The sequence below is a fragment of the Mycobacterium sp. 852002-53434_SCH5985345 genome (assembly GCF_001667155.1).
Taxonomy (GTDB): Bacteria; Actinomycetota; Actinomycetes; order Mycobacteriales; family Mycobacteriaceae; genus Mycobacterium.
Window position 1 is genome coordinate 1 of sequence record NZ_LZIE01000069.1, and the last position, 13,030, is coordinate 13,030.

The following is a 13,030-nucleotide window of genomic DNA, read 5'->3' on the forward strand; positions in this document are numbered from 1 at the left end:
AGCGACAACGCCGGGTGTCACACGGGTATGCGATGGTGCGGCGATGAACCTTCAGGGAATCGAACTGCGTTATGTCCTCACGACGTACATCGCCCACAATGGGCCGGCGACCATCGGCGAAATGATCGAAGCTCTCACCCGGCAGGGTTTTCAGGTCCCCGGTCGGGCCTCGAAGGTCATCTCGGACGCCTTGCGTTGGGAGATCGGCCGGGAAAGGGTGCGTCGCGTCGGCCGCGGCCGGTACGGACCGAGGTCCATCCCACGCTCCACCGAGCACCGAATCCATCAGCGCGTGCTGGCTCTGCGTGAGGCGGCGCGTTGTCGCTATGAGGTGGGCAAATCGTCGAGTCCTCCGACGCAGATTCACGAGTGACGGATGTGACCACAATCCCGACAGCGCTCACGCCTCGAACCGATACCCCATGCCCGACTCGGTCAACAGATGCTTCGGGTGCGACGGGTCGTCCTCGAGCTTTCTTCGCAGCTGCGCCAAATACACTCGCAGGTAATGCGTTTCGGTGGCGTACGCCGGGCCCCATACCTCTTTGAGGAGCTCTTCGCGGCCGACCAGCTTGCCCCGATTGCGTACCAGCACTTCGAGCATTCCCCATTCGGTCGGGGTGAGATGGACCTCGGCGTCGTTCTTGGTGACCTTCTTGGCGGCCAGATCGACGGTGAACGCCTCCGTCTCGATCACCGGCTGCTCCAGCTCGGACGCCGCGGCATTGCGCCGGACGGCCGCCCGCAACCGGGCCAAAAACTCGTCCATCCCAAAGGGTTTCGTGACGTAGTCATCGGCCCCGGCGTCGAGGGCCTCCACCTTGTCCGACGAGTCGGTACGCGCCGACAACACGATCACCGGCGCCGTGAGCCAGCCGCGCAGGCCGGCCAGCACCTCGATACCCGAGATGTCGGGCAGGCCCAGGTCGAGGATCACCACGTCGGGTTTGTGCTCGGCGGCTGCCCGCAGCGCGCCCGCACCGCTCGAGGCGGTGATCACTTCGTATCCTCGCACGGACAAGTTGATCCGCAGCGCCCGCAGGATCTGCGGCTCGTCGTCGATCACCAACACCCGAGTCATCGCTCACCCATCGGTTCCGGGGCCGCCAACTCCACCGTCACGGTCAGCCCTCCGCCCGGGGTGTCACCGGCGGCGATGGTGCCACCCATGGCTTCGACGAAGCCCCGCGCAACCGACATGCCCAGACCCACCCCCGTGCTGTTGTCGTGATCGCCGAGGCGCTGGAATGCCTCGAAGATCTGCTCCTCGGTCCCGTGCGGAACGCCGGGACCCTCGTCGATGACGTTGATCAGAACCCGATCGCCCACCCGCCCCGCGTTGACCCGAACCACACAGTCGGGCGCATACCGCAGCGCGTTGTCGATCAGGTTGGCGAGAACGCGTTCCAGCAGCCCTGGGTCGGCCAGGGCCACGGCGTCGCCCACGTCGACCTTGACCCGATCGATGGCTGAGCGGTAGAAGCCCGTGGCGCCCTTGCCGATGCTGATCAGCGCCCGTTGCACCGTTTCCTCCAGGTACACCCGGTGCAGGTCGGGGTGCACGACGCCGGCGGCCAGGCGCGACGAATCCAGCAGGTTTCCGACCAGCGCGGTCAGCTGGTCGATCGACTCCTCGATGGTGGCCAGCAGTTCCGCCGTGTCGGCGGGCGAAAAAGCGACGTCCTCGGCGCGCAGGCTGGACACCGCGACCTTGGCCGCGGCCAGCGGCGTGCGCAGGTCGTGGCTGACCGCCGACAGCAGGGAGCGCCGCAACTCGTCGGCCCGCACGATCGCCTCGGCCCGGCTGGCCTCCTCGGCCAGCTCGCGCTGCCGGATCAGACCCGCGGCCTGCTTGGCCACCGCGCTGAGCACTCGGCGGTCGCGCGCCGAAAGCTTCCTGCCCGCCAGCAACATCCAGAACTCGTCGTCGCCGACCTCGATCGCGGTGTCGGCGGAATCGACGGTGGCACAAGGATCCCTGCCCACGCAGGCGACGATGTCGGCCTTTCTGCCGCCGGCGCGATCCTCCTCGCCGGGTTCGCGCAGCATGCTGACCGCGCGTTGCGAGTAGGTCTCGCGGACCCGCTCGAGCAGCGTCTCGAGATCGGCGCCGCGCAGCACCGAGCCCGCGAACAGGATCAGCAGCTCGGCCTCCTGGGAGGCACGACGGGCTTCCCGGGTGCGTTTGGTCGCGCCGTCGACCAGCACCGCGACCGCGAGCGCGACCAGCAGCAGCACCAGTTCGGTGACGGCGGCATCGGGTTCGGCGATGGTGAAGGTGTGCCGGGGGGCGGTCAAAAAGTAGTTCAGCAGCAGGCTGGACAGCACCGCCGAGACTACAGCCGGGGCAACGCCTCCCAGCAGTCCGACCAGCAGCACTCCGACGAAGAACAGTGCGCTGTCGCCGCTGGTGCCCAGATATGGGTCGAGCGCTGTCACGATCACCGCGCAGATGGCCGACGGCACGATGATGGCCGCCAGCCATGACGCCACCCGCCGCTCGTTGGGCGCCAGTGACGCCGCGCGGAAGCCGCGTTTGGATTCCTCGTGGGTGACCAGGTGCACGTCGATCTTGCCCGACTGCTCGACGATCCTCGCGCCGATGCCCTCCTCGAAGATGCGCGTCCACCGCGACCGACGCGAGGTGCCGATCACCAGCTGGGTAGCGTTCATCTCGCGGGCGAAATCCAGTAGCGCGGTAGGGATGTCGTCACCCACCACGGTGTGCAGCGAGGCGTCCAGGCTGCTCGCCATCTCGCGGATCTTGGCCATCCGCGCCTCCGACAGCCCGGCCAGCCCGTCACCGCGGATGACGTGCACCACCATCAACTCGGCGCTGGACTTCGAGGCGATCCGGGATGCCCGTCGCACCAACGTCTCCGACTCCGTGCCGCCGGTGACGGCCACCACCACCCGCTCGCGGGCCTCCCATATCTCGGTGATCTTGTTCTCGGCGCGGTACTTCGCCAGCGCGGTGTCGACCTGGTCAGCCAGCCAGAGCAGCGCCAGTTCCCTTAACGCGGTGAGGTTTCCGCGCCGGAAATAATTGGACAGGGCCGCATCGATCCGCTCCGAGGCGTACACATTCCCGTGGGAGAGCCTGCGGCGCAACGCCTCAGGTGTGATGTCGATCAGCTCGACCTGCGAGGCTTGCCTGACGATGGAATCCGGGATTGTCTCTTTTTGTTCGATACCGGTGATTTGGGCGACCACATCGTTGAGGCTTTCCAAATGCTGGACATTGACCGTGGAGATCACCGTGATCCCGGCGTCGAGCAGTTCCTCGACATCCTGCCAGCGCTTGGCGTTCTTGCTGCCCGGGGTGTTGGTGTGCGCGAGCTCGTCGACGAGGACGACTTGGGGCCTGCGCGCCAGGACGGCCGGAACGTCGAGTTCGGGGAAGCTGCCGCCGCGATATTCGATGTAACGCGGCGGAACGAACTCGATGCCCTCAAGCAGCTCAGCGGTTTTCGCCCTGCCGTGCGTCTCGATCACGCCGGCCACGAGGTCGGTACCGCGTTCGAGCCTGCGATGAGCCTCGCCCAGCATCGCGTACGTCTTGCCCACCCCCGGAGCGGAGCCGAGGTAAATCCGCAGCTCGCCGCGCTTGGGACGGTGGTCAACGACACTCACGTCAACCATCATCCCCCCATCGCGCTAGCTCGAGACCGGATATTTGTGATCGAGTGCCAGGTTGAGTTGCAACACATTGACGCACGGTTCACCGAAAAACCCGAGGGTGCGGCCGCTTCGATTCTGCGCCAACACCGCACGTATCTGATCGGGGCTGACATGCCGGGCTTTGGCGACCCTGGCCACCTGGAGGTCGGCGTAGGCCGGCGAGATGTCGGGGTCCAGGCCGCTGCCGCTGGCGGTGACGGCGTCGGCGGGCACGGCCGGGTCGGCGGGTGCGGCGCCGCGGATGGGCACTATCTGGCCGCTCGTGTAGTCCTCGCCGTACTTGGCGCATTCGACCCGCGCACCCTCGTAGAGGGTCAGGAACGGCGTCGCCGCCTTGCACGGCTCGTTGACACTGACCACCCGGGAGGGGTGGACGACGTTCCCCCGGGCGTCGCGGGGCCCGATCACCGACAGGACGGCACCCACGCCGCCGCCCGTGCAGAATGGCCGCGAACCGTCGACCCCTTCGAGTTGGCCCACCGCTGCGCTGCGCGAACAGACCGTTGTCAGCAGGCTCGGCTTGAAGCCCGCATCCGATGCGGACTTGCCGGCCGCCAGTTGGGCCGGGTCGGCGGGGGTGTCGACGATGGTTTCCGGCCCGAGGTTGCTCGCGCCCGATGACAGCGGGTCGTAGCCATTGCCGGCCGCCGAGGGCCGGCTCTGAAAGTACTGGGGCAGCGGGTTGCCGTCCTTATCGGTGAACAGCTGACCGATCAGCCGACTGCCGACCGGCTTCCCATCGGCGGTGAGGATCGACCCTTCGGCCTTGTCGTGCAGCCCCGGTATCTGCGCGACCAGCCAGACGAACAGCGGGTAGGCGATGCCGGTGATCACGGTGAGCACCAGCAGCGCGCGTAAGGCCGCCCAATGCATGCGAACGAAACTCGAGAAGCTCATGTCAGGACATCCCGGGGACGAATTGGACGATTAGGTCGATCAGTTTGATTCCGACGAACGGGGCGACGATGCCGCCCAGGCCATAGATATATAGGTTGCGGCTCAACAGCTTTGACGCGCTACTCGGTGTGTAGCGCACGCCGCGCAGCGACAACGGGATCAGCGCCACGATCACCAGCGCGTTGAAGATCACCGCGGACAGGATCGCCGACTCCGGGCTGTGTAGCCGCATGATGTTGATCGTGTCCAGCCCGGGGAAGAGCGCGACGAACATGGCCGGGATGATCGCGAAGTACTTTGCGATGTCGTTGGCGATCGAGAAGGTGGTCAACGCTCCGCGGGTGATCAGCAGCTGCTTGCCGATCTCGACGATCTCGATGAGCTTGGTCGGGTCGGAATCGAGGTCGACCATGTTGCCCGCCTCTTTGGCGGCCGAGGTACCGGTGTTCATCGCGACGCCCACGTCGGCCTGAGCCAGGGCCGGCGCGTCGTTGGTGCCGTCGCCGGTCATCGCGACCAGCTTGCCGCCCTCCTGCTCCCGCTTGATCAGCTCGAGTTTGTCCTCGGGCGTCGCCTCGGCGAGAAAGTCGTCGACGCCTGCCTCGTCGGCGATCGCCCTGGCGGTCAAGGGATTATCGCCGGTGATCATCACCGTCCGAATTCCCATCCTGCGCATCTCGTCGAATCGATCGCGCATGCCTTGCTTGACGACGTCCTTGAGGTGGATGACGCCGAGCACCGCGCCCTCGCCGTCACGGCTCTCCCCGACGACGAGTGGGGTGCCACCGCCGGCGGAGATGCCATCGACGAGCTCGCCGAGCTGCTGGGGAACCTTTCCGCCCTGGCCGCGCACCCACTCCGCGACGGAGCTGGCCGCACCCTTGCGCAGCAGGTGCCCATCGATGTCGACGCCCGACATCCGGGTGGCGGCCGAGAAACTCACCCAATGGGCGTGTGAGAGTTCACCGGGAGTGCGGGCGCGCAGCCCGAAGTGCTGTTTGGCGTACACGACGATCGAGCGCCCCTCGGGCGTTTCGTCGGCAAGGCTCGACAACTGCGCGGCATCGGCCAGCTGTTCATCGGTGACACCGTCGAGGGGGACGAAGGCGGCGGCCTGCCGATTGCCGAGGGTGATGGTCCCGGTCTTGTCGAGCAGCAACGTGTTGACGTCACCGGCGGCTTCGACCGCGCGTCCGGACATGGCGAGCACGTTGCGTTGGACCAGCCGGTCCATGCCGGCGATGCCGATCGCAGAGAGCAGCGCGCCGATGGTCGTCGGGATGAGACAGACCAGCAATGACACCATCACGATCCCGGTGACACCATTCGCGTTGAGCGCCTGGGTGTCTGGGACGCCGGGATTGTTCATCTTCGAATAGATGGCCAACGGCTGAAGAGTGGCGACGGCGAAAACGAAGATGATCGTCAACGCGGCCAACAGAATGTTCAGCGCGATCTCGTTGGGGGTCTTCTGCCGGTTGGCGCCCTCGACGAGCGCGATCATCCGATCGATGAAGCTCTCGCCGGGCTTTTGGGTGATCCGCACGACGATGCGGTCGCTGAGCACGGTGGTTCCGCCGGTGACCGCCGAGCGGTCACCACCGGACTCGCGGATTACCGGTGCGGACTCACCGGTGATGGCCGACTCGTCCACGGAGGCAATGCCTTCGACGACGTCGCCGTCACCCGGGATGACCTGTCCCGCCTCGACCACGACGACATCACCCTGCTGCAGGAGCGGCGCCGCGACCTCTTCCTCGACGGCCGGGGCACCCGGCCGGTAATCCTTGAGTCGTCGCGCCAACGTCTGACTCTTGGCGCGGCGCAGCGTTTCCGCCTGGGCCTTGCCGCGACCTTCGGCCACCGCCTCCGCGAGGTTGGCGAAAAAGACCGTGAGCCATAGCCACACCACGATCAACCATGCGAACCAGGTCGGGTTGATGATGGCCAGTGCGGTGCTCCAGGTGGCGCCGATCTCGACGATGAACATCACCGGGTTGCGCCACAAGGTACGCGGGTCGAGTTTGCGCAGGGCGTCCGGCGTCGACTTCCACAACATCCTCGGATCGAGCAAACCGCCTTGCACCCGTTTATTGTTCGCGGCGGGCTGTGACTGCTCAGCCAGGTCGACGGTCGGGGCGGTCATCAGTGAATTCCTTCGGCGAGAGGTCCGAGCGCCAGCATGGGCAGGAAGGTGAGGGCGACGAGAATCAGGGTCACCCCGGCGACCATTCCCACGAATTGTGGCCGATGGGTGGGCAGCGTCCCGGCCGATTCCGGTGTCTGACCCTGGTTGGCGAGCGAGCCGGCCAGCGCCAGCACGAGCACGATCGGCAGGAATCTGCCGAAGACCATCGCCAGGCCGAGGGCGGTGTTGTACCAGTTGGTGTTGACGCTGATTCCGGCGAATGCCGACCCGTTGTTGTTAGCCGCGGAGGTGAACGCGTACAGCACCTCCGACAAGCCGTGCGGTCCGGAGTTCAGCATGCCGGCGCGTTCGCCGGGCAGCGCCATCGCGATTGCGGTTCCGGTCAGCACGATCAGCGGCGTAACCAGGAAATAGCTTGCCGCGAGCTTGATTTCGCGTGGATTGATCTTCTTGCCGAGATATTCGGGGGTACGGCCGACCATCAGCCCCGCGACGAACACGGTGATCACCGCCAGGATCAGCATTCCGTACAAGCCGGACCCGGTGCCGCCGGGCGCGACCTCGCCGAGCTGCATGTTGAACATGGTCATCATGCCGCCGAGGCTGGTGTAGGAATCGTGGAAGGAGTCGACGGCACCGGTGGAGGTGAGCGTCGTCGAGTCGGCGAACACCGCGGAGTTGGCGACGCCGAACCGTTGCTCGACCCCCTCCATCGCCGAGCCGACCGCGGTCGGCACCGTGCCGTGGTGCCGCAATTGGAACCACATCATGAAGGTCACGCTGATCGCGTACAGCGAAGCCATGACCGATGCGATCGCATACCCCTGCTTCTTGCTGCCCACCATGCGCCCGAACGTGCGTGGCAGCGAGAAGCTGATCACCAGCAATAAGAAGATTTCCAGCCAGTTGGTCCACGCGGTCGGGTTCTCAAACGGGTGGGCGGAATTCGCGTTGTAGAAGCCGCCGCCGTTGGTGCCCAGTTCCTTAATGGCCTCCTGGCTGGCCACCGGGCCGCCGGTGATCGTCTGCTGCGCCCCGTTGAGGGCGGTGACGACCTGGTCGTTCAAGTGGAAGTTCTCAATCGCACCTCCCGCGATGAGCAGGAGCGCGCCCAGGGTCGCGATGGGCAGCAGAATCCGCAGCGTGCCGCGCACCAGGTCGACCCAGAAGTTCCCCAGTTCGCCTGTGCGCGTGCGTGCGAATCCCCGCACCAGCGCGATCGCCACCGCCATGCCGACGGCGGCGGAAACAAAGTTCTGCACCGCGAGGCCGGCCATCTGGACCAGGTGGCCCTGTGTCGATTCGCCGGAATAGGCCTGCCAGTTGGTGTTGGTGACGAAGCTGACGGCGGTGTTCCATGCCAGGGCCGGCGTCATCTTGGTGGCAGGGTCATGCAGATGCAGCGGCAATGTGCCTTGCACGAGTTGGAACACGAATAAAAAGAGGATGCTGATCGACGAGAACGCCAGCACACTGCGCGCGTAGGCGCCCCAGGTTTGCTCCGAGCGCGCGTCAACCCCGACTAGGCGGTAGATCACCCGCTCGGCGTAACCGTCCTTCCTCGATGTGTAGACCCGATACATGTAGTCGCCCAAGGGCACATGCACCGCGACCAGGGCCACGACAAGGACGGCCAGAAAGACCAGCCCTGCGGTTGTTTCGCCCATCAAAACCGCTCCGGGAAGAGCAGAGCGCAGCCGAGAAATAAGGCGAGAAGGACGGAAAGCACTAAGCCGACGATGTTTTCGTAGTTCACAGCCGCTCGACCAACTTCTGCACCAGGCCAAGGACGGCGAACACCGCCACCGTGAGCAGGACGAAAGCCACTACACCCATTCCGAGCCCATCTTGTCTCCGTTCCGCGCCCATCGCGTGCATACGAAAGGACCTCATCGAGGCAGCCACAGCGCTATCTCGGAGGCAAGTTCAGCTTGAAATTAGCTGGCACCGCGGGGCTAGGGCCTTTGGTTGACACTTTCCTAACGGTGCCGCGGGGCGCCTTTACGGTTTCTTAACGCCCGCCGGCACGCGAAAAACCGTGTGACTATCCGGCCTCGGCGCCCGGGCCATCGATCATCGGAATCCGGACCCGGAAAACCGTTCTGCCCTCGCTGGATTCGGCGGTGACCGAGCCGTGGTGGGCCTTGACGATCGAATTGACGATGGCCAGGCCGAGCCCGGTGCCCGAGCTGTTGAGCCTGGAGTTGTCCGCCCGGGCGAACCGTTCGAACAGGCGGGGGAGAAGCTCCGGGTCGATGCCGGGGCCGTCGTCGGCGACGGTCAGTTCCACCGACGGCGCCTCGGGCCCGTCGCGGTGGCAGGTGATCCCGGTTGTCACGGTGACCCCGGGCGGGGTGTGCACCCGAGCGTTGTGCAGCAGGTTGCTGACGAGCTGATGCAACCGCGCATGATCCCCGCGAACCCACACCGGCTCGTCGGGGAGGTCCTTCACCCAATGGTGCGTCGGCGCCGCGACCGCCGCGTCGTTCACGGCGTTGACGACGAGGTCGGCCAGGTCGACGTCCTCGCTTTGCAGGTCTTGTCCTTCGCCCAGGCGGGAGAGCAGTAGCAGCTCGTCAACAAGCAGCGTCATGCGCCGCGCTTCGGACTCGATGCGAGCCAGCGCGTATTCGGTAGTCGGCGGCAGCTCCGAGCTGTCTTGGCGGGTGAGTTCGGCGTATCCCTGGATCGCCGCCAGCGGGGTCCGCAGCTCGTGGCTGGCGTCGGTGATGAATTGCCGCATCCGCAGGTCGGATTCGGCGCGCTGCGCCAGCGCACTATCCACGTTGTCCAGCAACCGATTCAAGGTGTGGCCGACGATGCCGACCTCGTTCTGCTGGTTGGTGTCCTTGGGCCGCACCCGGACGCTGATGCGATGGTCGTCGTCGGTCAGCGGCATGGCGGCGACGTCGGCGGCGATACCGGCCAGCCGGCGCAACGGTCGGAGGGTGTAACCGACGACCCAGAAGGTGAGGCCGGCGGTGACCGCCAACGCCGCCGCGATGAGCAGGGTGGTGGTGACCTGTTTGCGGGCGATGATTCGGTCGGCGAGGTTCAGCGACACCCCGGCAACCAGCACGTCCGGTCCATCGACGTGGCTCTTGAGCCGATAGAAGCCCAGGCTGCCCAGGTTTTCGGTTCGTGGCGGGCCGTTTGCCCACGACTGCGCCTCGATGGTGCGGACCACGTCGGGGGGTGCGGGCCGTGCTTCGGCTTCCGAGAAGACCGCCGACCCGATCGCGGTGCCGTTGTGCAGCACCACGATCAGGTTCCCCGGCGTCTGATCGGTGAACTGCAGCATCGCATCCGTCAGTGGCTTGGCCCCGCCGGCCGGGTCCTGTTCGCCCCTAAGGTATTTCGTGTACGAGTGGCCCAACGCGTCCAAAGACTCGGCGACGTCGGCGTCGCTCATCGCGGTAACGTAGCCGCGCAGGCTCAGCACGGACACGATCCCGACCGTCATCAACACGACGCTGACTACTGCCAATACGCCCAATAGCAGCTGGCGGCGTAACGAACGGGGTAGCCACCGCGGAAGGTCCCCGGACATGGCGTCCCGGTCCTGGCTCATTCCGTGGGCCGCAGCATGTATCCAACACCGCGCACGGTGTGAATCATCGGTTCGCGGCCGGAGTCGATCTTCTTTCTCAGATACGAGATGTACAGATCGACGATGCTGGTGCGCCCGGCGAAGTCGTAGTTCCAGACGCGGTCGAGGATCTCGCTGCGGCTCAGCGCGCGACGGGGATTGCGCATCAGGAAGCGCAGCAGTTCGAACTCGGTCGAGGAAAGCGAGATCTGTGTGCCGTCGCGGGTCACTTCGCGGCTGGCGGTGTCGAGTCTCAGGTCGCCGACTTTGAGGGTCTCGGCGGCCGGGGGCGACTGCTGGCCGGAACGGCGCAGCAACCCGCGTAGCCGGGCAACGAGCTCCTCGAGGCTGAACGGCTTGGTCATGTAGTCGTCGGCGCCGGCGGTCAGACCGGTGACCCGATCCATTACCGAGTCCCGCGCGGTGAGGAAGAGCGTTGGGGTGTAGGCGTCGGACTGGCGAATGCGTTCCAGGATTCGCAGCCCGTCCACGTCGGGAAGCATGATGTCGAGCACGAGCACGTCGGGGCTGACCTTGTCGAACTTGGCGAGGGCCTCGCGCCCGTTGTGGGCGATGTCGACAACCCATCCCTCATAGTGCAGCGCCATCTTCACCAGATTGGTCAGCGCCGGCTCGTCATCGACCAGCAGGACCCTGATCGGTGACCCGTCGGCACGGTAAATCCTGGGCAGCTGCCCCAGGATGGCCTGGCGAGGGCGTTGGCCACCCGCGTAACCCGACATTGCGGTCATGTTCCTACATTCTGGCAAGCCACACACCTAACTGTCACGAAGTTCATAGGACGCTCAAATGTTGCGGGCGGGGCGAGTCACCGCGAAGGCACTCAAATATGAGTTTTATATGAGTCACATCAGCCAGCTTGAGATGAGCTGATTTGCCAAAAAGCCGGATTCGCACCGCCGTTGGTTTGATCTGCCGACCAATTCCAGGCGATATGTACAAATCCCGCCGCGGGAGAACGGGTTTGACTTCTTTGCAAGGCGCTGCATTTCGTCGTATGTGGTGACAGGTGAATGCGTAGCCTCGATGCGGAGGACGACGGAGTCCTGACTCGCGTACCAAAACTGGCTGCGTGGAACGCTTTTCGCAATTTCGGGCTCGTTGGCGCAATACTCACGGCGCCGCCGCGTCGGCAAACTAGTTAAAGGAAAGTAATGGATTTTGGCGCGTTGCCGCCGGAAGTCAACTCCGGTCGGATGTATCTGGGGCCCGGGCCAGCGACGCTGCTGGCCGCCTCGGCGGGATGGGACTCACTGGCCCTCGAGTTGAACTCGGCCGCCGGCGCATATGAATCGGTGATCACGACCTTGATTCAAGAGTGGGCGGGCCCGACGTCGATGTCGATGGCCGCCGCGGTCGCGCCCTACGTGGTGTGGCTGCGGGCCACCGCCGAGCTGTGCGAGCAGTCGGCGGTCCAGGCCACGGCCGCCGCGGCGGCCTACGAAGGGGCGTATGCGATGACGGTGCCGCCGCCGCTCATCGCGGCCAACCGTGCGCGGCTCATCGCGTTGATCGCCACCAACGTCCTCGGGCAGAACACGCCGGCGATCATGGCCACCGAGGCCGAGTACAGCGAGATGTGGGCCCAGGACGCCACCGCGATGTACACCTACGCCGCCAGCTCGGCGTCCGCCGCGGCCTTCGGCGCGTTCGCGCCACCGCCCCGGACGACCAATCAGGGCGGGGTGGCCGGCCAAGCCGGTGCCGTAACCCAGGCGACGGGCGGCCAGGCCGGGAGCACCGCCCAGACGACTTCGGCGCACCTGATGTCGTCGGTGCCGCAGGCGCTGCAGAGCCTGTCGGCCCCGGGATCGACGTCCGGCACCGGTTTGTCGCAGGCCGCGATGGGCACCGGGGCGTCACTCGGGCCGTCGGGGGCGTCCGCCCCGCTCAGTGCGCTGTCCAGCCTGACCGGTACCAGCAAGGGTGCCACCAAGACCGCGAACGCCGGCTTGGGCACCGCGTCCGGCCTGGCGTCCTCGCTCGGCGGGGTTGCCGCCTCCGGCGACGCGGCCGGGCTGTTTTCCGATGTGGCCGGCCTGGGCTCCGACGCCGCGGGCTTCGGGGCCGACGGCGGTGGAATCGGCATAGACCTCTACGGGTTGGGTCTCGATTACAAGGGGCTGGGCCTCGATTACCAAGGTTTGGCCCTCGATATGGAGGGCGCGGGCTCGATTTTGGGGGCGGAGGGCGCTTCCGGACCGCAAGCGTTGGGCGGCCTCGGAAACACGAGCTCGCTCGGGGGTCTCGGCGGGGGCACGGCGGCAAGCGTGGGTCAAGGAGCCTCGCTTGGGACCTTGTCGGTGCCGCCGGGCTGGGCCGGCGCGGCGTCGTCGGTGACGCCGCTGCCCGCCGCCAACGCCATGCCGGGCGGGTGGGGTGCCGCGACGACGCCGGCGCAGCCAGCCGGGATGTCCAGGCTGCCGCTGGGCGCCATGGTCGGCCGCGAGTCCGACGGTGCGGTTCACCGGATCGGGTTTCGTCCCTCACTCATCCCGCGTTCGCCGGTGGCCGGATAAGGCAGGGCCGCAAGGCATTCGAAACAAAAAGGGCCCGCACACCGTGGTGTGCGGGCCCTTTCGAGTGAAGACGCGGTGTCAGGCCCAGCTGGACCCGACGGCGCTGTCGGTGCTGGCCATGTTGCTGCCGGCGCTCTGCACCTTCTGCCCGTGGGCGTTGGCCTGCTCGTAGAT

General features: G+C 66.1%; 11 protein-coding genes and 1 pseudogene. 2 read left to right on the forward strand and 10 right to left on the reverse strand.

Annotation, left to right across the window (positions count from 1 at the left end; all coding sequences use genetic code 11):
- The first annotated feature begins 43 nt into the window (after positions 1-43).
- The gene (locus A5756_RS17070) at positions 44-373 is read left to right on the forward strand and encodes a hypothetical protein (RefSeq protein WP_066954750.1); all 330 of its coding nucleotides are present in this window, start codon (positions 44-46) and stop codon (positions 371-373) included.
- Positions 374-400: 27 nt separating this feature from the next.
- On the opposite strand, the gene A5756_RS17075 is transcribed toward A5756_RS17070, so the two are convergent.
- From A5756_RS17075 to A5756_RS17110, 9 genes are all read right to left on the reverse strand, one after another.
- Positions 401-1,081 carry a response regulator gene (locus A5756_RS17075; RefSeq protein ID WP_066954753.1) on the reverse strand — a complete coding sequence of 227 codons (681 nt, stop codon included), beginning with the start codon at positions 1,079-1,081 and terminating at the stop codon, positions 401-403.
- Positions 1,078-3,645 (reverse strand): sensor histidine kinase KdpD, encoded by a 2,568-nt coding sequence (locus A5756_RS17080; RefSeq protein ID WP_066954756.1) that lies wholly within the window; start codon positions 3,643-3,645, stop codon positions 1,078-1,080. The genes A5756_RS17075 and A5756_RS17080 overlap by 4 nt, the downstream gene beginning before the upstream one ends.
- 12 nt (positions 3,646-3,657) lie before the next feature.
- Positions 3,658-4,578: a potassium-transporting ATPase subunit C gene (locus A5756_RS17085; RefSeq protein WP_066954759.1), complete on the reverse strand. Its 921-nt coding sequence runs from the start codon at positions 4,576-4,578 to the stop codon at positions 3,658-3,660.
- Position 4,579: 1 nt separating this feature from the next.
- On the reverse strand, positions 4,580-6,724 hold the full coding sequence (gene kdpB / locus A5756_RS17090) for a potassium-transporting ATPase subunit KdpB (RefSeq protein ID WP_066954762.1): 2,145 nt from the start codon (positions 6,722-6,724) through the stop codon (positions 4,580-4,582).
- Positions 6,724-8,394 carry a potassium-transporting ATPase subunit KdpA gene (gene kdpA / locus A5756_RS17095; RefSeq protein WP_066954764.1) on the reverse strand — a complete coding sequence of 557 codons (1,671 nt, stop codon included), beginning with the start codon at positions 8,392-8,394 and terminating at the stop codon, positions 6,724-6,726. The genes kdpB and kdpA overlap by 1 nt, the downstream gene beginning before the upstream one ends.
- The gene (kdpF, locus tag A5756_RS26715) at positions 8,394-8,483 is read right to left on the reverse strand and encodes a K(+)-transporting ATPase subunit F (RefSeq protein WP_156659595.1); all 90 of its coding nucleotides are present in this window, start codon (positions 8,481-8,483) and stop codon (positions 8,394-8,396) included. The genes kdpA and kdpF overlap by 1 nt, the downstream gene beginning before the upstream one ends.
- Positions 8,480-8,620: a hypothetical protein gene (locus A5756_RS26500; RefSeq protein ID WP_231989234.1), complete on the reverse strand. Its 141-nt coding sequence runs from the start codon at positions 8,618-8,620 to the stop codon at positions 8,480-8,482. The genes kdpF and A5756_RS26500 overlap by 4 nt, the downstream gene beginning before the upstream one ends.
- Before the next feature lie 151 nt (positions 8,621-8,771).
- Positions 8,772-10,298, reverse strand: a complete 1,527-nt coding sequence (locus A5756_RS17105) for a cell wall metabolism sensor histidine kinase WalK (protein ID WP_066954767.1) — start codon at positions 10,296-10,298, stop codon at positions 8,772-8,774.
- The gene (locus A5756_RS17110) at positions 10,295-11,068 is read right to left on the reverse strand and encodes a response regulator transcription factor (protein ID WP_066954770.1); all 774 of its coding nucleotides are present in this window, start codon (positions 11,066-11,068) and stop codon (positions 10,295-10,297) included. Before A5756_RS17110 ends, A5756_RS17105 begins: the two co-directional genes overlap by 4 nt.
- Before the next feature lie 423 nt (positions 11,069-11,491).
- On the opposite strand from A5756_RS17110, the gene A5756_RS17115 reads away from it, so the two are divergent.
- Positions 11,492-12,856 (forward strand): PPE family protein, encoded by a 1,365-nt coding sequence (locus tag A5756_RS17115; protein WP_066954773.1) that lies wholly within the window; start codon positions 11,492-11,494, stop codon positions 12,854-12,856.
- 78 nt (positions 12,857-12,934) lie between these two features.
- Here the strand turns inward: A5756_RS17115 and A5756_RS17120 are convergent.
- Positions 12,935-13,030 (reverse strand): annotated as a pseudogene (locus A5756_RS17120) (type VII secretion protein EsxI); the annotation flags it as partial.